The sequence below is a fragment of the Neisseria sp. Dent CA1/247 genome (genome assembly GCF_022870825.1).
Taxonomy (GTDB): Bacteria; Pseudomonadota; Gammaproteobacteria; order Burkholderiales; family Neisseriaceae; genus Neisseria; species Neisseria zoodegmatis.
Genome location: NZ_CP091522.1, coordinates 822709 through 844430, shown reverse-complemented (window position 1 = coordinate 844430; position 21722 = coordinate 822709). Strand labels below are relative to the sequence as shown.

Below are 21722 nucleotides of genomic sequence, written 5' to 3'. Positions count from 1 at the left end.
CCCCTTTCTAACTGCCGCCGATTGGTTTTCACCAAATTTAACTATACAATAGCCCTTCCATATCGGACTTATCGGGGAAAGCAATGACACACATCGTACAGGCACCCAGCAGCATCGCACCGGATCTCAACAACTACTATAAATGGTTCAACGAATACGTTGCCACACTCAACGAACGCGATGCCCAACTGCTGCTCAACGCCCGCAAACTGGCGGAAGAACATTATCCCGTGGACGGCCTGACCTCCAACGGCGAACCCTTAATGAGCAATTTCCTAGGCGCGGCGCAAATGGTTGCCGACATGGACTTGCTGCCCGAAGCCGTGGCCGCCACCATACTCACCGAAATATCCTCGTATTGCCCCAACTGGCAGGAAGCCGTTGCCGAAAAATGCAATGCAACCGTCGCCAATCTGGTCAAAGGCATAGACGAAGTACAGAAACTTACCCACTTCGCCCGCGTCGACAGCCTTGCCACGCCCGAAGAGCGCGCCCAGCAGGCCGAAACCATGCGCAAAATGCTGTTGGCGATGGTCAGCGATATCCGCGTCGTGCTAATCAAACTCGCCCTGCGCACCCGCACCATGCAGTTTATCGGCGTGCTGCCCGACAGCGAAGAAAAACGCGCGTTGGCAAAAGAAACGCTGGATATTTTCGCCCCGCTCGCCAATCGTTTGGGCGTATGGCAGCTCAAATGGCAGCTCGAAGACTTGGGCTTCCGCCATCAAAACCCCGAACAATACAAAGAAATCGCCCGTCTGCTCGATGAAAAACGCACCGAGCGGCTGGAATATATCGAGCACTTCCTGCAAGACCTGCGCACGGAATTAGACAAATACAATATTCACTACGATGTGGCCGGCCGCCCGAAACACATCTATTCGATTTACCGCAAAATGTCGAAGAAAAAAATCGGCTTCGACGGTTTGTACGACATCCGCGCCGTCCGCATTTTGGTCGATACCATTCCCGAATGCTATACCACGCTGGGGATTGTACACAGCCTGTGGCAGCCGATTCCGGGGGAGTTCGACGACTACATCGCCCAGCCCAAAGGCAACGGCTACAAAAGCCTGCACACCGTGGTTGTCGGCCCCGAAGACAAAGGTATCGAAGTGCAGATACGCACCTTCGATATGCACCAGTTTAACGAATTCGGTGTCGCCGCCCACTGGCGTTATAAAGAAGGCGGCCAAGGCGACAACGCCTACGAGCAAAAAATCGCTTGGTTGCGCCAACTGCTCGACTGGCGCGAAAACATGGCCGACCACGACCGCGAAGACTTGGCCGGAGCCTTCCGCACCGAGCTGTTTAACGACACCATTTATGTGCTGACCCCGCACGGCAAAGTGCTTTCATTGCCCACCGGCTCCACCCCCATCGACTTTGCCTACGCCCTGCACAGCAGCATCGGCGACCGCTGCCGCGGCGCGAAAGTGGAAGGCCAAATCGTGCCGCTTTCCACACCGCTCGAAAACGGCCAGCGGGTAGAAATCATTACTGCCAAAGAAGGCAACCCTTCCGTCAACTGGCTGTATGAAGGCTGGGTGAAGTCCAACAAAGCCATCAGTAAAATCCGTGCGTTCATCCGCCAGCAAAACGCCGACGCCGTGCGCGAAAACGGCCGCAACCAGCTTGAAAAACAGCTCGCCAAAGTATCCTGCAAACCCAATCTGCAAGACTTGGCCGAAAAACTCGGCTTCAAAAAAATCGACGATTTATACACCGCCGTCGGCCAAGGCGAAGTTTCCCCGCGCGCAGTACAAAAAGCCTGCGGTACATTGGTCGAACCGCCTCCTCCGCCGTTAAACGAAACCACCATCGTCAAACAGTCGAAAATCAAAAAAGGCGGCAAAAACGGCGTGCTGATCGATGGCGAAGACGGCCTGATGACCACTTTGGCAAAATGCTGCAAACCCGCCCCGCCCGATGAGATTGTCGGCTTCGTAACCCGTGAGCGCGGCATTTCGGTACACCGCCGCACCTGCCCGTCGTTCCAACACCTTGCCGAACAAGCCCCCGACAAAGTATTGAGCGCAAGCTGGGCGCAAACCCAAGAAGGGCAAGTATTTGCCGTAGATGTCGAAATCCGCGCACAAGACCGAGGCGGCCTGCTGCGCGACGTATCCGACACCTTCGCCCGCCACAAACTCAATGTTACCGCCGTGCAAACCCAAAGCCGCGACTTGGAAGCCAGCATGCGCTTTACGCTGGAAGTGCGACAAGTCAACGACTTACCGCGCGTATTGGCCAGCCTCTCCGAAGTAAAAGGCGTGTTGAGTGTGACCCGGTTGTAAACGGCTTTGTGTGCCAAAGTCGGATAGATTGCACTTCAATCAAGGAAGAGGCCGTCTGAAAAGATGTTTTCAGACGGCCTTGTTATAGCCAACCCTTGAATGACCGAACTCTCACATCGTTTTATCTTTTAATACAGAAAGACCAACCATGAAAACCGCCTTATATACCCTGTTACTCTCTGCTGTATTCATTCCTTTAAACGTTCATGCAGCACCTGCGGATGATGAAGCACTAAAACAGCTTGCTACCGTATTCCACAACGCCCGAGCCACAGGAAACGCCAAAAGTTTTGCCGATGCTGCCTACATTTCTCCCGAATACTGCACTTCGGTACAAAGTTTGGAAGAATGCCGCACCTCAATGGCAGAATATCTGGCACTCGGATGGGAAAACCCCAACGACCGCTGGAAGAAAAATTTTACTGTTCAGCGTATTGAATACGGTAATAAAAAAAATCAAGCTGTTATACACACCACAACTACCTCCGTTAACGGCCAACCGCTCATCGTGCGTTGGAAAGCCATTAAAATCGACGGCAAATGGTTAAGCGACAACTTAGGCGTAGAGGTAGATGATGCTCCGTAAACATCGCTAAACACACCCAACCTTTTTCAAGCAGACATTGTTGAATCTCTTTTTTCACAAGCATTACTGAATAAAGCGAAATATAAGTGAAGGCCGTCTGAAAAACTTTTCAGACGGCCTCACACATATCTACCGCTTCTATTTAATCCAACAGCAAAGCATCGTCCGATACTTTTTCGCCGCGGGTTTGTTCGAATAAATCCAGCAAATCGGGCACGTCCATGCCTTTACGTTGTTCGCCGGATACGTCCAACACCACCTTGCCTTGATGCAGCATCACCGTGCGGTTGCCGTGGTCGAGTGCTTGGCGCATGGAGTGGGTTACCATCATGGCGGTGAGTTTGTTTTCTTCGATGATTTTGTCGGTCAGCTCCAGCACAAACGCGGCAGTTTTGGGGTCGAGTGCGGCGGTGTGCTCGTCGAGCAGCAGGATTTTGCTCGGCTGCAAACTGGCCATCAGCAGGCTCACGGCTTGGCGTTGGCCGCCGGAAAGCAGGCCGATGCGGTCGGTGAGGCGGTTTTCTAGGCCGAGTTTTAAAATCGCCAGCTTTTCGCGGAACAGCTCGCGGTTTTCTTTATTCAGTGCAAAACCCAAACCGCGCTTGCCGCCGCGCGAATAGGCCAGCGCCATGTTTTCTTCGATGCTGAGGGCTTCGCAAGTGCCGGCCAGCGGGTCTTGGAAAACGCGGGCGACCAGATGGGCGCGTTTGTGGGCGGGAAGGCGGGTCACGTCTTGGCCGTCGATGTGGATGCTGCCGCTGTCCACCATCAAATCGCCGCTGATGGCGTTGAGGAAAGTGGATTTGCCCGCGCCGTTACTGCCGATCACGGTTACAAATTCGCCGTCTTGGATATGCAGGCTCATGCCGCGCATGGCGGGGTTTTCAATCGGTGTGCCGGCGTTGAAGGTGATTTTTAAATTGTCGGCGCGCATCATGATGTCTGTTTCCTTTTAAAAGCGCGTTTCATCATCGGCAAACGCAGGGCAAGCACAACGAGGATGGCAGTAATCAGGTTCAGGTCGGTCGGGCGCACGCCCAAGCCTTGCAGGAATTGGTTGCCGAGCGCAAACGCAATCAGCAAACGGTAAACCAATGCGCCCAAAATGGCAGCTAAGGTAATGAAAATAATACGTTTGCTGCCCAATAAGTTCTCGCCGATGATCACCGCCGCCAAGCCGATCACAATCGTGCCGATACCGCTGGCCAAATCGGCGCTGCCGGTGGTTTGGGCAAAGAGCGCTCCGCCCAAAGCAATCAAGGCGTTGGAAATCGCCATGCCCAACACAATCATTTTAGAAGTAGCCACGCCTTGCGCTTTGGCCATGCGGGCGTTAACGCCGGTGGCGCGCATCGCCAAGCCGGTTTTGGTGTTGAAAAACCAATCCAGCAGCAATTTGGCCAGCACGACGAAGCCTAAAATAATCAGCGGCTGCACCCAAAATTGGTTGCTGTAATCTTCGGCCACAAACGGGGAAAACACGCTGGGCGCACCAATCAGCGGAAGGTTCGGCGTGCCGCCTGTAATACGCAGATTCACCGAATACAAAGCCACCATTACCAAAATACTGGCCAGCAGCGGCAGTATTTTCAGCGATACGTTCAACCACGCCGTAACCATACCGGCACACGCACCGGCGGCGGCACCGGCCAAACACGCCAGCCACGGGTTCATGCCCGAGCCGACGCAAACGGCAAATACCACTGCGCCCAAGGGAAAGCTGCCGTCGGCAGTCAAATCGGGAAAATCAAGAATGCGGAACGAAATCAGCACGCCCAACGCCACCAAAGCGTAAATCAGGCCAGCTTCGATACCGCCGAAAAAAGCAATCAAGCTCATCTTATGGGAAACTTCCTAAACAATATTTAAAACTGACAAACAAATGTGTTTGCGAAACCCGCAAAGCCCGTTTTCAGACGGCCTGAGCGGTTATGGAAAGTTTATCCGCTGAAACACGTTACCTCACCGGCTTGGATAAACCGTTTAACTGCCGAAACATCAATGAGGCCGTCTGAAAAATAGTCAGCCAACCGAATCGGCTGGCTGGCATAATTTATTAATAATCAATTAGTTACTCAGAAACCTGCTTCGCTTGCTTGAGCAATTCTTCCGACAAGGTTACGCCTTGTGCGGCCGCATTTTTCTTACTCAAATACAAATCCAGCGTTTCCATGCGGGCGGAAGGAATTTCTCCGGCTTTTTTGCCTGCCAAAATTTGGGCTGTTACATCGCCTGCTTTTTTACCCAAATCGTAGTAGTTCACGCCCAAAGCGGCTACGGCTCCGCGTGCTACCGAATCGGTATCCGAAGCGACGAGCGGTTTTTTCATTTCTACCGCTGCTTTGCCCATAGATTCGTAAGATGAAACCACGTTGTTATCCAACGAGGTGTAAATCAAATCGATTTTACCGTTCAGGCTGCGGGCGGCGGTCAGCACGTCGGAAGAACGTTGTGCAGGCGCGGTTACCAAATTGATGCCTTGCGGCTCGAGTTTGGCTTTAAGCTGATCCAATACGGTGGTGGAATTGACTTCGCCGGGGCTGTACACATAACCGACGTTTTTCACGGTCGGCACGATTTTCTTCATCAGATCAATCTGCGGCTCCAGCGGCAGCTCGTCGGAAACACCGGTTACGTTGGTGTTGGATGCTTCCCAACCCGGCACCAGTTTGGCGGCTACGGGATCGGTTACTGCGGCATAAACGATGGGAATGGTTTTGGTGGCGGCAACCATAGATTGCGCGCTGGGTGTGGCGATGGCTACCACCACATCGGGATTATCGCCGACAAATTTTTTGGCAATTTGCGCTGCGTTGGCGGTGCTGCCTTGCGCGCTTTGGAAATCAATGGTCAGGTTTTTACCCTCTTCGTAGCCTTTGGCTTTCAGTTCGTCGATCACGCCTTTGCGCACGGCATCCAAAGCGGGATGCTCGACAATGGCGGTAATGGCGATTTTTTTATTGGCGGCCGGTTCTGCCGCGGGGGAAGATGCGGCGGTATTGCCGTTTTGCTCTGCGGGAGAACATGCAGCCAGTAACACGGCTGCAATGGTGCTTAATACATATTGCGAAGTGGTTTTCTGATTCATCTGCATTCCTCTCGGGTCAGTAGGATTGAATTTTTGTAATAATATTTTAATTTTTTTAAAAAATCATCGCATTTAAACGTATAAAAATCCGATATTGATATTTTTATACCAATTTAAATGCCAATTTTGCCCGAATATTTAGCGTTTTCCTTCCATATAAACAGGTTGGCCGACACAAACCCTGCGCGGGCGGCGTTGATTTCGGATAAAAATGGTTATCTTCAAGGGCCATCATGGAAACAGCCGCTGAAAAGGCTACATGGAATTTCAATGTGCGCTTGTATAGCGGGAAAAGCGCAAACTGTGGTTTGCTTATATGGATGAGGCCGTCTGAAAACGTATAACATGTTTTCAGACGGCCTCATCAATGTTCCAACGCAATAAGAAACCTTTATTGCCCGGCTTTAGCGGTGTAACGCCCCGCCATCGATTTGTAAACCATGCTTTCGTATTTCAAGGTTTCATAACGCCGGTTCAGCATATTTTGTGCCGAGGCGTATTCGGTATTTAAGGCTTCCAACCAGTCTTTCAATTCGTTTTTGCCGTATTGGTAGCGCACTTGATAGTAGCGGCTGTTTTTCCGGTCGAGCGCATATTGTTTACGGGCATTGTCCAAAGCCTGCGCGGCATGGCCGTATTTCTGATAGTTGCCCAGCACTTCGTTTAAGGCGGCGGTAAGCGTCTGCTCGAAATGCAGGCGGGCCTGTTCAAAATCGGCTTCGGCGGTTTTGTCTTGCCATTTCAAGGTGTTCCAATCCAAAAACGGCAGGTTGAGCTTAACCGAACCGCCCAAAAACGGCACGTCGAACAAGGCGCGCGCTTTGTCGGAGGAAGTGCTGACGGCAGCACCGACGGTGATGGCGGGATACCAGCTTCGTTTTTGCGCATCGACATTTTTTACGGCGGACTGCAGGCGGTATTCGGCCGCACGCAAATCGGGGCGGTTGGCCAGTGCGGACACCGGTACGTTCAAATCGATGCCGCGTGCGGTATGCAGACGGAAATCGGCGGAAGCGGCGGCGGCAGGCTCTCCGGGCTTGAGGTTGAGCAGATTGCGCAGGGTTTCTTCGGCAGCCTCGCGGTTGTTGCGGAACTGAATCAGGTTGTTTTGCGCGGAAAGTAAGGATTGCTCCGCACGGCGCGGTTGTGAAGCATCTGCTTTACCGTGTTTGTATTTGGCGGCGGCAATGCGGGCAATGTCTTGGTATTGTTTGACGGTTTTTTCGGTTAAAGCGATGGCTTCGTTCAAATAAGCAATATTGAAATAGGCATCAACCACATTATTAATCAGGGTCAGGCGGGCGGCGGCCAAATCTTGCTGCGTGGCTTGGTGTTCCCACACTTGGGCATCTGCTTTGGCGTTCAGCCGCTGCCATAAGTCGATTTCATAACTCAATCCGAGCTGGCTGCTGAACGAACGGGTGCTGCCGCCGTCTTTGAGGTTTTTGTTGGCAGACACGCCTACCGAAACGTTAAACGCGGGCACCAAACCCGCTCCGAGAATATTGGCCTGATACAGGGCTTTGTTGACGTTAACAGCGGCTTTTTTCAAATCGATATTGTTGGCCAATGCTTGCTCAACCAAGGCATCGAGGCGGTTGTCGGCATAGATACGCCACCAATTTTCGGTAATGTGGTAACGGCGGGCGGCTTCTGCTGCGGGCACGATCACGCCGCCGGCTTCAAGCGTCAAATCGGGGCGGGCGGTATGGTTGACGGCACAACCGCCGAGTGCCAAAGCGATGCTCAGGCTTAAGGCCGTCTGAAATAATCGGGTCGGTTTCATGGGTGTTGTCCTTATGGTTTCAGACGGCCTCGAGGGTTGCCAAGCAGTTAGGCCGTCTGAAAACGTTAATCATGTGCCAGCGCATCAATCGGGTTGAGTTTCGATGCCCTTTTCGCCGGCATAAAGCCGAACACGACGCCGATGACGGTGGAACAGGTAACGGCTGCCACAATGGAAAGTGTGGAAAACGTCATGGCAAAGTCTTTCACGAAGTAGTTGAACACCAAACTGATGCCCACGGAAAACAATACGCCGGTCAGGCCGCCGATCAGGCAAATCAGCACGGCTTCAATCAGAAACTGCTGCAAGATATTCGACTGCCGCGCACCGATTGCCATACGCACGCCGATTTCTTTGGTGCGCTCGGTTACGGATACCAGCATGATGTTCATCACACCGATACCGCCTACTACCAATGAAATCAAAGCGATACACGAAATCAACAGCGTCATGGTACTGGTGGCGCTTTCCACCGTCTGCTTGATACTGTCGCTGTTTTGCATGAAGTAATCTTGAACGCCGTGGCGCGAAAGCAGCAGCTCGTCCAAACCCTTTTCGGCGGCTTGGGAATTGACATTGTCTTTCACTTTGACGGTAATCGAGTTGATATAACGCCGGCCGCTGATTTGGTTGATTACCGTTGTGTAAGGCACCCATATTTGCAGGTTGTCGGAGCTGCCGAAAGGACTGGTGTCTTTTTCGGTAACGCCGATGATTCTCAAGGGGCGTTTTTTAAACAGAATCACTTTGCCCAAGGGGTCGATGCCGTCTGAAAACAGTTTGTTGCGGGTGTTGTCGTCGATCACCGCCACTTGGTTGTTGTATTTCACATCATCGGCATCATAAAACCGCCCTTGCGCCAATTTGATGCCGCGTACGTCGAAATACTGTTCGCCCGCGCCGAAAAGCTGGGCGCCCACGTCGATATTGCGGAAAGTAACCGTGCCGCCCGCAGCCACCATGGGCGTTACGCTGTCCACATAGCTTTGCTTGGCAATCGCTTCCGCATCGGCAATCGTGAGCGTTCGGATCCGCGAAGACTGCCGGTCGCCGAAGCCCTTGCCCGGCCGGATGCTGATGGTGTTGGTGCCGATAGCGCTGATCTCTTTCAGAATTTTTTCCTGCGAACCTTTGCCCAACGCTACCACGGAAACCACAGATGCAATGCCGATAATGATGCCGAGCATGGTCAGCAGCGAGCGCATCTTATGCGACAAAATCGCCTGCACCGACATGCGGAACGATTCGATAAGTTGGTCTTTGAAAAACAGCCACGAAGTATTTTCTTCAATGCTGCTTACATTGCCGGCATTGACCTCGGTATTTTTACTGGTATCGGAAATCACTTTGCCGTCGCGCAGTTCGATCACACGGTTGGCATTAGCGGCGATACCGGGATCGTGCGTCACCAAAATTACCGTATGCCCTTGGGCGTGCAAGGAATGGATGATTTCCATCACATTCTCGCCCGATTCGGTATCCAATGCCCCGGTAGGCTCGTCGGCCAAAATAATTTCGCCGCCGTTCATCAAAGCGCGGGCAATGCTCACACGTTGCTGCTGTCCTCCCGAAAGCTCGCTGGGCTTGTTGTTTTCCTTGCCTTCCAAACCCAAATCATGCAGCAGCTTTTCGGCGCGCCGGTTGCGCTCGTTTTTTTCCATACCGGCATATACAGACGGCAAGGCCACATTGTCCCGCGCATTGAGTGCACTGAGCAGGTTGTAACGTTGGAAAATAAAGCCGAAACGCTTACGGCGCAGCCCCGCCAATTCGTCTGCCGTCATCTGCGCGGTTTCCACGCCGTCGATGGTGTAAGAACCGGAACTGGCCGTATCCAAACACCCCAAAATATTCATCAGCGTTGATTTTCCTGAGCCGGATTGGCCGATGATGGCAACGAAATCGCCTTTTTCTATGCTGAGGTTGATGTCTTTTAAAACGTGTACGCGGCTGTTACCGCTGCCGAAGTAACGGTTGATGCCCCTGCATTCGATTAAACTCATGCTCCGCTCCGCTTACATCGGCCCCATCGGGCCTCCACGGTTATTCTTCTTAGCGTCTTCCGCGCCGGATTCGGAAATAATCACTTTCTCGCCTTCCTTCACGCCTTCAATTACCTGCATATTGGTACCGTCGCTCAAACCGGTTTTGACTACCCGCTCTTCCACTTTGTCTTTATCGCCCAGTACCCGCACCACTTTTTTACCTTCTTTAGTTTTTACCGCCAAATTGGGCACGGCCAACACTTGCTGCGCACGGTTAATCACAATCGTGTTCTCAGTCGTCATGCCGATATGCAGCGAACCGTCTTCGTTCGGTACCAAAGCGCGGGCATAGTAATAGACCGCCGTATCCGTAGTATCTGTGCTGGTGGTGTAAGAACCTTGCGACATTTTGGTCAAACCGGGGTCAACCGTATCGATAACGGCATCACGCGCATTTTCAGGCTGCGACAAAATGGTAAACGTGAGGCTCTGCCCTGCTTTGACTTTGCCCGCATCGCCCTCGGCAATCTGCATTTTGTTCAACATTTTGCTCAGATCGGCCAGCTGCACAATCGTCGGCGTACTTTGGTTGGCATTGACGGTTTGGCCTTCTTCCACCGGAATCGACACCACCGTTCCGTCCATCGTCGCCACAATGCGCGTATAACCCAAATCCGCTTCCGCCGTATTAATCGCAATCTGGGTTTGCTTAATCTGCGATTTCAGTTCCGCAACCGACGCACCGGCGGCAGAAAGCGCATCTTCGGCATCTTCCAACTCGGCTTTAGAAGTGGCATTCTCCGTCCACAAAGCCTGCTCGCGCTTATATTTTTTTCTCGCCGTTTTTTGTTTGATCTCCGCCGACACCAATTGAGCGCGGAAAGTCTCCAGTTTGGCCTTGTTGATATTCAGGGTATTGATTTGCGACGTCGCATCGATTTCCGCAATCAATTCCCCTTTTTTTACCTGCTGGCCGATTTTAACGTAGAGCTTTTTAATCTGCCCCGACGCCTGCGAACCCACCGTAACCAGCTGCGCGGCAGAAATCTCACCCGTGGCGCTTACCGTTTGGTCGATATCCATCTTCGCCACCGGCTGGGTCAGATAATTGATTTTTTCCTCGGGCTGCCAATAAGACCAAGCCAGCAGAGCCAATACCGCAACAACCGCCAAGGCCGCAATCCATTTAAGCTTTTTAGTCATAATGCCTCGATTTTGAATGTGAAGTAGGTTTACCCGTTCAGATAAATAAAATGACGCCCGAACTTTGGGCATGAACGAATACAAACCGGACTAAGTGTACTGGAAAAAAGACTGAGCCTCCAACCGTACATTCGGGTGTGCGCAAGAATAAGCCATCAATACTTTAAGAAATTTATAAATATAGAAATAAAACCTTACAGAACAACTTGAGGCCGTCTGAAAATGACAAATACTGCGTTACATGCCGATCAGTTTGTCCAGACCTGCAAAACAGCACCGAACTCCCGTATTCGGCTCCATTTGAAGCGAAAAAAGATTGTTCTTCGTCCGTTATCAGACTCAAATTTAATGATTCACACCGCAAAACATCTTTATGATTACTGTTTTTTTACATACTGTTAGTCCGCTTAGCATCTTTAGACTACCACATATCAATTATCAAAACCGCCCAATCCATATTCATTTATAATTTTCGGATAAACAACAATAATTTAATCATGTTTATATTACACATTTACGTCTAACTGATTACTTTCTTGACTTGCCAAAATGACCAAAAACAGACAACAAGGTTTTACCTTAATTGAATTAATGATTGTGGTACTGACATTAGCCATACTCGCCACCATCGCCTATCCTTCTTACGAAACCTACGTCCGGCAGACCCGCTTGGAAAATGTGCGCGCCGACTTGCTTGTGAGCGCTCAATCGTTGGAACGCCAATACGCACAGCAACACCACTTTCCCGCTTCCGTAGCTGCCGGTGCGCTTGAATCCAACCAATATTTCGACATCCGTTACAAAGCGGCAAGCGGCGATGACTTCACATTAATCGCCGAACCCAACGAAAACAATCCCAACGAAAAACGCCATATGCAGCTCAACGGCAGCGGCATCATCACCGTTTGCGAAGGCAGAACGGCCGCAACCACATCTTCCCCCGATGTAAACTGCTATGTGTACAAATAAATACACGGCTTAATGAAAGTGTAAAATTTACTTTACACAATAAACAAATCTTTACAAAATACCCCTTGTTATTATTTTTATCTGTATCAAGGAGATTATTTTGAACAAACAACACGGGTTCACACTCATCGAGCTGCTTTTTATCATAGCCATTCTTGCGATTTTAGCCGCTATCGCTATTCCCCCTTACCAGCAATACATCAAAGATTCACGCCTGCGCGAGGCGCATACGCTTCTGCTCAAAAACGCGCATATTATGGAGCAGTTTTACCAGCAAAACCGTTCGTTCAAACAAACCTCCACAACCTGGCCTCAATTGCCTGAAACCTCTACCCGGCACTTCTGCATCCGCCCGCAAGGCAATGCGCGCGGGGCATTGAACGATAAGTTCACGCTCAAAGCCGTAGCCATCAACAAAAACTACGAACCGCGCGTATTAAAAATCAACGAATCTCTGATTACTACGATATGTGAATCCAGCACCAACAGTTGTGACGAGGAAGGTGATTTTTTCCTGAGCAAAGATTCAGAAGATAAAAGCCCGACAGATAAAAACTGCACGATATACCAATAACTACAAACAGTTTTTCTTCCTAAACAACCTTTCTCCGACAACACTTTTCAGACGGCCTCCATAACCTACCCAAGCTGATATGAACAGACATACAAAAAGAAAAATCCGCCTGAAAACTCAAGCGGATTTTTCTAAAAACTGGCACGCCCACGGGGATTCGAACCCCGGTTGCCGCCGTGAAAGGGCAGTGTCCTAGGCCTCTAGACGATGGGCGCGTAAACAACCGAAACGCGCACTATACAGACACACAAAACGCTTGTCAATAAAACAATTGCATAACGCCTTTCAGACGGCCTCCCGCTACGGTATAATGCCGCGGTTTAACATGAAAGAAATGCTATGTGGTTCAAACAAATCAGCTTCTATCCTCTCAATAAAGACAAGCTCCCCGATCTCGAAACATTGGCCGAAAAGCTGACCCAAGCGGAATTTACGCCGTGCATGGGTTTGGACTGGTTTAGCGAAGGATTTGCCGCGCCCGTTTCTTTCTCGCCTGAAACAGTTTTCCCGGCCGATTACACTTGGCGCGTAGCCTTGAAGAAAGAAGAAAAAGTTTTACCCGCTGGCGTTATCCGCGATATTTTGGACGAGCGCGTGATCGAAATACAGAACGCAGAAGCGCGCAATGTCGGCCGCAAAGAAAAACAAGAATTAAAAGAACAGATTACCGACGACCTACTCCCCCGCGCGTTTACCCGCAGCAGCCGCACACAAGCTATTTTCGACACCAAGCACGGTTATCTTTTGATTAATAACGCTTCCGCCACCAAAGCCGAAGGCATGCTGACCAAGCTGCGCGAAGCCTTGGGCGGCCTTGAAGTCCGCCTGCCCAACACCAAGCAATCGCCCGGCAGTCTGATGACCGAATGGCTCTTGCGCGGCGCAGCCGAAGGCGGCTTCGAGTTGGACAGCGATTGCGAGCTGAAAGGCACGGGAGACGTGGCGCCGGTGGTTAAAGTGTCCAAGCAGGATTTAACCGCCGATGAAGTGATCCAGCATGTGAAAAACGGCAAAACCGTTACCCAGCTCGGCCTTGTATGGCGCGAACAGATTGCGTTTATTCTGACCCAAGACTTCACGCTCAAACGCATCCAATATTTGGACGTGCTGCAAGAAGAAGCCGAAGGCCACGGCGATGATGCCGCCAGCCTGACGTTTGCTTCGCAAATTCTGATGACCGAAGCGTTGAGCAACATGCTGGAAGAACTGGTCGGCTATTTGGGCGGCTGGCAGGAATCGTAACAGCCCGGCTGTTGGTTCAATCTTATTTTTATCTCAACAGGGGCGGATAAAGCATCCGCCTCTGTTTATTTTTGAGTTGGCGTTCCATCAATGCAGATAAGGCCGTCTGAAAATAGATTTTCAGACGGCCTTATCTGCATCTTGCCCGGTTCGGATTACAGATTCTGCAAGCGTTCCACCGATGGGGCGTAGTAATAAGCGCCGGTTACGGCGGTGGTAACGTGTTTCAGCAGCAGGTCGGTTTTGCCGTCGGTGTGGCCGAACATGCTCAAGAGTTGCGCTTCGATATTGTGCAGCGTGCCGCAGTAGGCGATAAACACCAAGCCGTGCTCGCCCGAAGCGGTGCCGTAGGGCAGGCTGCGGCGGACGATTTCGAGGCCGACGCCGTTTTCTTTGATGTTGACGCGGCCTAAGTGTGAATCGGGCAGGCGCACGTCTTTGCTGAATTCTTCGTTGGTTTCTTTGGTGCGGCCGATGGCGGATTCTTGTTCGGCAACCGGCACTTTGTTCCATTTTTTCAGGTCGTGGCGGTATTTTTGCAGCAATACATAGCTGCCGCCTGCATCGGGTTTGCCTTCGGGTACGGTACCGACGGCGCGGATATTGTCGGCGCCGCTCGGATTTTCCGTGCCGTCGACAAAGCCGTCCAAGCCGCGGTCTTCGATCCAGCGGAAGCCGTGGGTTTCGTCTTTTACTTCAATGCTGTCGCCAAAGGCATCGAGTACGGCCATCGCCAGCGAGAAGTTCACGTCGGGGCGCACGGATTGAATGTGGAACATGATGTCGTGCTGCGTGGCCGGTGCCAAGCCGTTGCCCAATGGAGTGAAGGGCTTGATTTCGCTGCCTTCGCCGTTGTGGTTCAGACTTTGCCAAAATGCGCTGCCGAAACCGATGGTCAGGCCGAGCATGGCGTCGGGAAATTGTTGTTGCAGCTTGGCAAGGGCTTCGAGGCTTTGGCGGGCGGCGGCTTGAATTTGCGCACGGTCGCCGCGGATATCGGCTTCGATAAAGACGGCGGCTTTGCTGCCTTCGGGAATGATGGCGGTTTGCGGAGTCATAGTATTCCTTCAAAATGGAAATTCGGTTGTGTTCGGGTGAAATTATAGCCCATGCTTGAGGGTATTTTAAGGCCGTCTGAAACAATCGAACCGATTGGTTTTCAGACGGCCTTCTGTCGATAGGGCGGAACGGCGTTTGCTGCGCCCTGCCAGCAAGGGCTTGCAGCGGTTTGTGTTAGAATTTGCGCTCGTTTTAAACAGGAAACATCATGCGTATTGCCCTTTTTGTTTTGGTATTGCTGTTGCTTCAGGCGTTTACTTTCGGCTTGGGGCGATCCCTGCAATGGCTGTTTGCGCCCTATATCGGCGCGCGCGGCAGACGCTGGTTGATGGGCGCGGCGTTTTTCATTACCAATGCGCTGATTGCGGGGCTGCTGTTGCAGCTGGGGCATGCGGTGTTCCGCTGGATGGCGTTTTGGATGGTGTTGCTGCTGTTTGTGATGTATGCGGCTTTGGCTACCTTTGTGCTGTATCTGTTGCTGTGCCGCTTCATGGCGCAAAAACCGATGTCGCGCAGCTTGAGGCTGTTTGCGCCTTTGTTTGTGGTCGGGCTACTAGGTGTGGCGGTGTACAACGCCTACACGCCGGTGGTGCATCATGCCGACATCACCATCAATAAGCCGCTGGAGAAACCGCTGCGTATCGGCATGGCCAGCGATACGCATTTGGGCGTGCTGTTCGGCGCGCGCCAGCTGGACAAACTCGCCGACATCATGAACCGCGAAAAAGTCGATATCATCCTGCTGCCCGGCGACTTGATGGACGACAACGTCGATGCCTACCGCGCCGAAAACATGCAGCCGCATTTGGAAAAACTGCGCGCGCCGCTGGGCGTGTATGCCACTTTGGGCAACCACGATTTGTTCGGCCACGAGCGCGAGATTTATGAAGAGCTGACCAAAGCGGGCATTAAAGTGCTCGCCAATGAGAGCACGGTGGTGGACGGCCGCTTGCTGGTAGTGGGCCGCAATGATGATTTGGACAGAGCGCGCCCGAGCACGGAAACGCTGTTGAGCAATCAAAACACCGCCCTGCCCGTGCTACTAATGGATCACCGCCCTACCGATATTGAAGTCCACAGCAAGCTGCCGATAGACGTACAGGTGTCCGGCCATGTGCATAACGGTCAAGTGGCGCCGGCCAATTTAATCGTCCGCTTTCTCAACCGCCTGCATTACGGCTACGAACGCATCGGCAACGGCCACTTTTTCGTTACATCAGGATACGGCTTTTGGGGCGTGCCGCTGCGTTTGGGTTCGCAGTCGGAAGTGTGGATTATTCATGTGAAAGGCAGTCAAACGCATCAACATTGATTCTGTTTGAACCGCATAATGATTGAGGCCGTCTGAAAATATTTATCCAAAACATTTTCAGACGGCCTCAACTGATATTCCGCGGCTTACTTACTGATATCTTCCAAACTGCGGCCTTTGGTTTCCTCACCCAACACCACAATCACGGCAACCACCGCCATCAGCACCGCCGTAAACATCACGAAAATCCGCCCGAAGCCGCCGTCGCCGCCGATCATCGCCGCCACCGCCATCGGTGCTACAATGCCGCCGATACGGCCGATAGCGCCGGCCCAGCCCGAACCGAAGGCACGGAAACGCACCGGATACAGCTCGGGCGTGTAAGTGTAGAGCACGCCCCACGCGCCCAAGTTGAAAAACGACATCCAGCAGCCCCAAAACATAATCATCGTCACCGAATCGCTGTGGCCGAAGAAATACGCGCACACGGCACAGGCAAACAGAAAACCCGCCAGCGTGGCCTTGCGGCCGATTTTTTCCACCAGCACCGCCGCCGCAAAATAGCCCGGCAGTTGCGCCAAAATCATCACCAGCACATATTCAAAGGTTTTCACCACCGTATGCCCCTGCTCCACCAGCAGCTTCGGCAGCCAAGTGAAAATGCCGTAATACGAAAACACGATGCCGAACCAAATCAGCCACAGCATCAACGTGCGCTTGGCAAACGGCGCCTGCCACAGCTGGGCAAAACGCGGCGGTTCGGCCGAAGCCTGCTCCGCTACCTCGGCCGTCGCCGTTACCGGCACACCGGCTTCTGCTTCCAGCTTGCACACAATCTCGTGCGCTTCCTGCACCCGTCCTTTATTAATCAGGTAAGGCACGGATTCCGGCAGCAATTTCCACACGAAAACCGCGTAAAACACCGGCAGCGCGCCAATCAGAAACGCACTCTGCCAGCCGTATTGCGGAATAAAGAAATACGATACCAGTGCCGCCGCCAGCCAGCCCAAGCCCCAAAAACTTTCCAGTAGCACGATAAAACGCCCGCGCACTTTCGGCGGCGCATACTCGCTCACCAGCGACACCGCCACCGGCAGCTGTCCGCCCAAGCCGAAGCCGACCCAAAAGCGGAAAAACAGCAGGCTTTCGTAGTTCCAAGCGAAAGCGCACAAGCCCGTGGCGATGCTGTACACCACCATCGTGGCGATAAACACGCCCTTGCGCCCGATGCGGTCGGCCATTCTGCCGCTCAACACCGCGCCCAAAGCCATACCCACAAAGCCGATGCTGACAATCCAGCCCAATTGCGCGGGCGCGAGATTCCATTCTTTGCCCAGCGTAGCCAACACAAACGACACCATGCCGGTATCCATTGCATCAAACAGCCAGCCCAAGCCGATTAATATCAACAACTTGTAATGAAACTTACCCACTGGCAAGTTATGTAAGCGAGTGATGATGTCCATCGTCTGATTCCTTAACACCGGTGATTTAAATACGGAAATTGTTAACAATCAGCAAGGATTGTGGCCTTTTTACGGCAAAAGGGCAAGCAAGAATATGAAAACCGGCTTGATTCGCGCCGAAGATACGCAGCGGTAACGGCGGCGCTGGCTGTTTTCCTGCAAACCCTTTACACTTCGGCCTATGCTTGCGCCGCCACCGTATATATGTAAGTAAAGGCCGTCTGAAACCGATACGCAGACAGCCCGCCCAAGCACCGTCATCCCCCTGTTTACCCCTAGCCGGATATTTTTCAGACGGCCTCATACCGCCCACAACGCCATGCCAGCACAACCGTTCAACCCGCTCACCATTCCCATTTCAGGCACCAACCTCATCGAAGCCTCTGCCGGCACGGGCAAAACTTACGGCATCGCCGCCTTGTTTACCCGCCTGATTGTGCTGGAAAAAATGTCGGTAGAAAGCGTGCTGGTCGTTACCTTTACCAAAGCCGCTACCGCCGAGCTGAAAACCCGTCTGCGGGCGCGTTTGGACGAAGTTTTGTCGGTATTGGAAAAAGTACCCGACGCCGCACAAAATTCAGACGGCCTCGAAGCCTATTGCGCCGAACACTACGAAGGCGACGTCTTTTTGCCCGGCCTGCTCGAAACCGCCTTGCAGCAAGAAAGCCAAGAGCGCCTGATTGTGCGCCTTAAAGCCGCCATCAGCCGTTTCGACAACGCCGCCATCTACACCATCCACGGCTTCTGCCAACGCCTGCTGCGCGATTACGCCTTTTTCTGCCAAGCCCCTTTCGATGTGGAGCTAACCGAAGACACGCGCGAACGCCTGCTCGAACCCACCCAAGATTTCTGGCGCGAAAACGTGTCGCACAATCCCTTATTGGCCAGGCTGGTGTTCAAGCACGGCTACACGCCGCAAGACATGCTGTCCCAAATCAAAAGCTTTATCAGCCGCCCGTATCTTACTTTCAGACGGCCTGAAAGCGATGTGGAAGCCGCAGAAAAAGCATTGGCGGAATGCTGGGAAAAAGTGCGCGCCCGATTGCCAGAGTTGGCGCAAACCTTTTGGGCTGTCCACCCCGCTTTAAACGGCACCAAATACCGCAAAGCTACCTTCCAAAACGTCTTTGCCCTGCTGGAAGCCGCGGCAGAAAACAACACCCTGCCCCCCAACCACGAAAAACTGCCCCTGTTTGCCGCCACAGCTTTGGAAGCCGCCACCAAAAAAGGTAACACGCCCGATGCCGCAGCCTATGCCCGCTTAGCGATACTCGCCCGCCTCGGACAATACTTCGACGACTTAGCCGAAGCCGAAGAAAACACCTTGATACGGCTGCAAACCGACATGCTCGAATACATCGGCAACGCGTTGGAAACACGCAAAAAATCCCGCCGCGAACGCGGTTTCGACGACTTGCTGCTAGACGTTTACCGCGCCCTAATTGAAAGCCCGCACCGCGAACTGCTGGCACAAACCGTCGCCGCCACTTGGAAAGCCGCACTCATCGACGAATTTCAAGACACCGACCCGCTGCAATACGCCATTTTCGAACGGCTGTTTATCCGCCAAGGCAACCCGCTGTTTCTCGTCGGCGACCCCAAGCAGGCCATTTACAGCTTTCGCGGTGCCGACATCTACGCCTACATGCAGGCCGCCGAGCAAGCCGACGCGCACTACACGCTCGCCACCAACTTCCGCAGCCACGCCAAGCTGATCAACGGCATCGGCGCACTGTTCAAAGAAAAAAACCGCCCCTTCGTGCTCGACAGCATCGACTATGCCGACGTCGGCGCCGCCCGCGACACAGGCCGTCTGAATCCGCCCCAAAACGCCATTGTCGTGCGTTGGCTGAACAACGGCGACGACGAAGGCAGCAACAAAGACTTATTGCGCAGCCGTGCCGCCGATTATTGCGCCGACGAAATCGCCACGGCACTCAACGATGCCGCAGCAGGCCGTCTGAAATACAAAAAAAACAGCAATAGCCCTGCCGCACCGCTGCAATCGGGGCAAATCGCCGTACTCGTACGCACCCACAACGAAGGGCAAATGATTGCCAAAGCCCTAAAACAGCGCAACATCCAAAGCGTGCTGCTGCAACGTGAATCCGTGTTTGCCTCCGAAGAAGCCGAAGCCCTTGCCGCACTCATCGGCTTTTGGCTGCAACCGCAACGCACCGAAATGCTGCGCTTCGTGCTCGGCGGCGTTTTGTTCCGACATACCGCCGCCATGATCCACGAACTCAACCACAACGAATCCGCCCTGCTCTCGTGGATAAACTCAGCCCAAACCGCCGCCGAAACTTGGCAGCGGCACGGCATCTACGCCGCCATGCAGCACTTTGCCGCCGAACACGGCATCGAAAGCCGCCTGCTCTCGCGCGGCAGTACGCGCAGCCTGACCAACTACCACCAGCTTGTCGAAAGGCTGGCCGAAGAAGACGAACAAAGCCGCTCGCCCGCCGCACTCCGGCAATGGTTCGAAAGCCAAATTCAGACGGCACAAGATGCCGGCCAACCCAACGGAGAAAACAACCTCTTGCGTCTGGAAAGCGATGAAAACCTGGTTAAAATCGTGACCATGCACGCCGCCAAAGGTTTACAGTATCCGCTCGTGTATTGCCCGTTTGTGTGGGATGCCAAAAAAAACGACCTCAAAGGCTGGCAGATACTCCACCGCCCGCACCAAACCACCGAACTGCTGCACGAAAAACAACTCGACGACACCGACCGCAACCAGCTCGCCGATGAAAACCTGAGCGAAAACCTGCGCCTGCTTTACGTTGCCCTCACCCGTGCCGAAGAGCATCTGGTTATCTATGCCGCCTATTGCAGCAACACGCCCGACAACACCTTCGCCTACCTGCTCGAAGGCACTGCCGACAGCCGCCGCGCCGATATCGCCGCCGCTTACGCTGCCGAAAAAAAAGAAGCCGCCGCCATGCTGAAAAACAACTGGCAGCGGTTCATCGGCAACGCCCCCGCCGATACAGACTTCAGCTTTACCGACACCGCGCCCGAACCGGCGGTTTACCGATTGCCGCCCGTTTCAGACGGCCTCTACCAAGCTGCCGACATCCCTTCGCGCCCGTTTGAATTTATCCGCCACACCAGCTTTACCGGCCTGAGCCGCCACACCCGCAGCCACGACGAACACACCCGCGAAGAGCTGCAACCGGCAATAGATACCGCAGAAACCGCCGCCGACACACCGCCGCCCATGCCGTCTGAAAATACCGACACCCGCAGCATCCACACCTTCCCGCGCGGTGCAGGCGCAGGCGTATGCCTGCACGAAATTCTGGAAACCTTCGATTTCAGCACACCCGCCGCCGCGCAAAGCGAAGCCGTGGCCGCCACATTGGAACACTACGGTTTCGAAGCCGACCGGCTGCCCGCCGTTACCGCCATGCTCGACCACACCCGCCTTGCCCCGCTCGACGGCCAAACCGCTCTGGCCGACATCCCCGCCGACCGCCGCCTTGCCGAAATGGGCTTCACCCTGTTTATGCACGACTTCAAGCTCGAACGCCTGCAACAATGGTTCGCCCGAGCAGACCACGGCCTGCCCGCCGAATGCGCGGCCGCCGCCAAACTGCTGGATTTCAGCGACGTAAAAGGCTTCCTCAACGGTTTCATCGACATGGTATGCCAATATTCAGACGGCCTCGTAACCGTTATCGACTACAAATCCAACCACTTGGGTTACACCGCCGAAGACTATACACCGGCGGCCATGAACGAAGCCGTCGCCCACCACCACTATTACCTGCAAGCCCTGATTTACGCCATCGCTACCGCCCGCCATTTCGCCTCCCGCAACCGGCCGCTGCATACCGTTGCCGTGCGCTATCTCTTTCTGCGCGGCTTAGACGGCAGCAGCAACGGCATCTGGTCGTGGAACATTCCCACCGCACTTTTGCAGGAATGGCTGTAACAAACCAATCTACCCTGCGCAACACCCTCCATACTCGGGCTTGTCAAAATGCCGTTCCCGTTTGCAACAACGCCTATCCTGCCGCCCCTTATTTTCTTGACAACACACACAAAGAATAAGATAATCCGCCAATTATTTTGCAGCCGTTTGATACGGCTCACTATTTTTTCCGGCACACCCCATCCCGTGCCGCCTGTTAGGAGGTGATGTTTACATCACGGCGCGTATCCCGCCAAGCCCGAGGGCCGATAGCGATACAACAAAACCCTATTCACAGG

Annotated in this window: 15 protein-coding genes and 1 tRNA gene; 7 read left to right on the top strand and 9 right to left on the bottom strand. The window is 53.3% G+C overall.

What is annotated here, in order from left to right:
* The first annotated feature begins 83 nt into the window (after positions 1-83).
* Both LVJ85_RS04095 and LVJ85_RS04090 read left to right on the top strand, forming a co-directional pair.
* Positions 84-2297: a bifunctional (p)ppGpp synthetase/guanosine-3',5'-bis(diphosphate) 3'-pyrophosphohydrolase gene (locus LVJ85_RS04095; RefSeq protein WP_244741678.1), complete on the top strand. Its 2214-nt coding sequence runs from the start codon at positions 84-86 to the stop codon at positions 2295-2297.
* Between the two features lie 148 nt (positions 2298-2445).
* On the top strand, positions 2446-2883 hold the full coding sequence (locus tag LVJ85_RS04090) for a hypothetical protein (protein ID WP_244741676.1): 438 nt from the start codon (positions 2446-2448) through the stop codon (positions 2881-2883).
* A 142-nt stretch (positions 2884-3025) separates the two neighbouring features.
* Here the strand turns inward: LVJ85_RS04090 and LVJ85_RS04085 are convergent, their stop codons facing one another.
* The 6 genes from LVJ85_RS04085 to LVJ85_RS04060 form a co-directional block, all read right to left on the bottom strand.
* On the bottom strand, positions 3026-3820 hold the full coding sequence (locus tag LVJ85_RS04085) for an ABC transporter ATP-binding protein (RefSeq protein ID WP_004286190.1): 795 nt from the start codon (positions 3818-3820) through the stop codon (positions 3026-3028).
* Positions 3817-4722 (bottom strand): ABC transporter permease, encoded by a 906-nt coding sequence (locus tag LVJ85_RS04080; RefSeq protein ID WP_004283928.1) that lies wholly within the window; start codon positions 4720-4722, stop codon positions 3817-3819. Before LVJ85_RS04080 ends, LVJ85_RS04085 begins: the two co-directional genes overlap by 4 nt.
* A gap of 232 nt (positions 4723-4954) precedes the next feature.
* Positions 4955-5971 carry an ABC transporter substrate-binding protein gene (locus tag LVJ85_RS04075; protein WP_244741673.1) on the bottom strand — a complete coding sequence of 339 codons (1017 nt, stop codon included), beginning with the start codon at positions 5969-5971 and terminating at the stop codon, positions 4955-4957.
* Between the two features lie 391 nt (positions 5972-6362).
* A complete protein-coding gene (locus tag LVJ85_RS04070; protein WP_244741671.1) occupies positions 6363-7757 on the bottom strand; it encodes a TolC family protein in 1395 nt (464 codons plus the stop codon).
* A gap of 65 nt (positions 7758-7822) precedes the next feature.
* A complete protein-coding gene (locus LVJ85_RS04065; protein ID WP_244741669.1) occupies positions 7823-9760 on the bottom strand; it encodes a MacB family efflux pump subunit in 1938 nt (645 codons plus the stop codon).
* Between the two features lie 12 nt (positions 9761-9772).
* Complete coding sequence (locus LVJ85_RS04060; RefSeq protein ID WP_244741667.1) at positions 9773-10945, bottom strand: efflux RND transporter periplasmic adaptor subunit; 1173 nt, start codon at positions 10943-10945, stop codon at positions 9773-9775.
* 549 nt (positions 10946-11494) lie between these two features.
* On the opposite strand from LVJ85_RS04060, the gene LVJ85_RS04055 reads away from it, so the two are divergent.
* Together LVJ85_RS04055 and LVJ85_RS04050 are read left to right on the top strand one after the other, a co-directional pair.
* Positions 11495-11914, top strand: coding sequence for a type IV pilin protein (locus LVJ85_RS04055; protein ID WP_244741665.1), 420 nt, complete (start codon positions 11495-11497; stop codon positions 11912-11914).
* A gap of 100 nt (positions 11915-12014) precedes the next feature.
* Positions 12015-12488 carry a type IV pilin protein gene (locus LVJ85_RS04050; RefSeq protein WP_244741662.1) on the top strand — a complete coding sequence of 158 codons (474 nt, stop codon included), beginning with the start codon at positions 12015-12017 and terminating at the stop codon, positions 12486-12488.
* 139 nt (positions 12489-12627) lie between these two features.
* Here LVJ85_RS04050 and LVJ85_RS04045 read toward each other — a convergent pair.
* Positions 12628-12703, bottom strand: a tRNA-Glu gene (locus tag LVJ85_RS04045).
* Positions 12704-12827: 124 nt separating this feature from the next.
* On the opposite strand from LVJ85_RS04045, the gene LVJ85_RS04040 reads away from it, so the two are divergent.
* The gene (locus tag LVJ85_RS04040) at positions 12828-13730 is read left to right on the top strand and encodes a recombination-associated protein RdgC (protein WP_244741660.1); all 903 of its coding nucleotides are present in this window, start codon (positions 12828-12830) and stop codon (positions 13728-13730) included.
* A gap of 155 nt (positions 13731-13885) precedes the next feature.
* Here LVJ85_RS04040 and LVJ85_RS04035 read toward each other — a convergent pair whose 3' ends face one another.
* Complete coding sequence (locus LVJ85_RS04035) at positions 13886-14788, bottom strand: Dyp-type peroxidase (protein WP_244741657.1); 903 nt, start codon at positions 14786-14788, stop codon at positions 13886-13888.
* Between the two features lie 209 nt (positions 14789-14997).
* Between LVJ85_RS04035 and LVJ85_RS04030 the strand changes: the two genes are divergently transcribed.
* A complete protein-coding gene (locus tag LVJ85_RS04030; protein ID WP_244741655.1) occupies positions 14998-16101 on the top strand; it encodes a metallophosphoesterase in 1104 nt (367 codons plus the stop codon).
* Positions 16102-16187: 86 nt separating this feature from the next.
* Here LVJ85_RS04030 and LVJ85_RS04025 read toward each other — a convergent pair whose 3' ends face one another.
* Complete coding sequence (locus LVJ85_RS04025; protein ID WP_244741653.1) at positions 16188-17507, bottom strand: MFS transporter; 1320 nt, start codon at positions 17505-17507, stop codon at positions 16188-16190.
* Between the two features lie 319 nt (positions 17508-17826).
* On the opposite strand from LVJ85_RS04025, the gene recB reads away from it, so the two are divergent.
* The gene (gene recB, locus LVJ85_RS04020) at positions 17827-21444 is read left to right on the top strand and encodes an exodeoxyribonuclease V subunit beta (protein ID WP_244741650.1); all 3618 of its coding nucleotides are present in this window, start codon (positions 17827-17829) and stop codon (positions 21442-21444) included.
* Positions 21445-21722: the final 278 nt, after the last annotated feature.

What these genes read in the sequence shown, in the direction of transcription:
- LVJ85_RS04095 (WP_244741678.1), top strand. Translation starts at nt 84, where the DNA reads ATGACACACATCGTACAGGCACCCAGCAGCATCGCACCGGATCTCAAC.
- LVJ85_RS04090 (WP_244741676.1), top strand. Translation starts at nt 2,446, where the DNA reads ATGAAAACCGCCTTATATACCCTGTTACTCTCTGCTGTATTCATTCCT.
- LVJ85_RS04085 (WP_004286190.1), bottom strand. Translation starts at nt 3,820, where the DNA reads ATGATGCGCGCCGACAATTTAAAAATCACCTTCAACGCCGGCACACCG.
- LVJ85_RS04080 (WP_004283928.1), bottom strand. Translation starts at nt 4,722, where the DNA reads ATGAGCTTGATTGCTTTTTTCGGCGGTATCGAAGCTGGCCTGATTTAC.
- LVJ85_RS04075 (WP_244741673.1), bottom strand. Translation starts at nt 5,971, where the DNA reads ATGAATCAGAAAACCACTTCGCAATATGTATTAAGCACCATTGCAGCC.
- LVJ85_RS04070 (WP_244741671.1), bottom strand. Translation starts at nt 7,757, where the DNA reads ATGAAACCGACCCGATTATTTCAGACGGCCTTAAGCCTGAGCATCGCT.
- LVJ85_RS04065 (WP_244741669.1), bottom strand. Translation starts at nt 9,760, where the DNA reads ATGAGTTTAATCGAATGCAGGGGCATCAACCGTTACTTCGGCAGCGGT.
- LVJ85_RS04060 (WP_244741667.1), bottom strand. Translation starts at nt 10,945, where the DNA reads ATGACTAAAAAGCTTAAATGGATTGCGGCCTTGGCGGTTGTTGCGGTA.
- LVJ85_RS04055 (WP_244741665.1), top strand. Translation starts at nt 11,495, where the DNA reads ATGACCAAAAACAGACAACAAGGTTTTACCTTAATTGAATTAATGATT.
- LVJ85_RS04040 (WP_244741660.1), top strand. Translation starts at nt 12,828, where the DNA reads ATGTGGTTCAAACAAATCAGCTTCTATCCTCTCAATAAAGACAAGCTC.
- LVJ85_RS04035 (WP_244741657.1), bottom strand. Translation starts at nt 14,788, where the DNA reads ATGACTCCGCAAACCGCCATCATTCCCGAAGGCAGCAAAGCCGCCGTC.
- LVJ85_RS04030 (WP_244741655.1), top strand. Translation starts at nt 14,998, where the DNA reads ATGCGTATTGCCCTTTTTGTTTTGGTATTGCTGTTGCTTCAGGCGTTT.
- LVJ85_RS04025 (WP_244741653.1), bottom strand. Translation starts at nt 17,507, where the DNA reads ATGGACATCATCACTCGCTTACATAACTTGCCAGTGGGTAAGTTTCAT.
- recB (WP_244741650.1), top strand. Translation starts at nt 17,827, where the DNA reads ATGCCAGCACAACCGTTCAACCCGCTCACCATTCCCATTTCAGGCACC.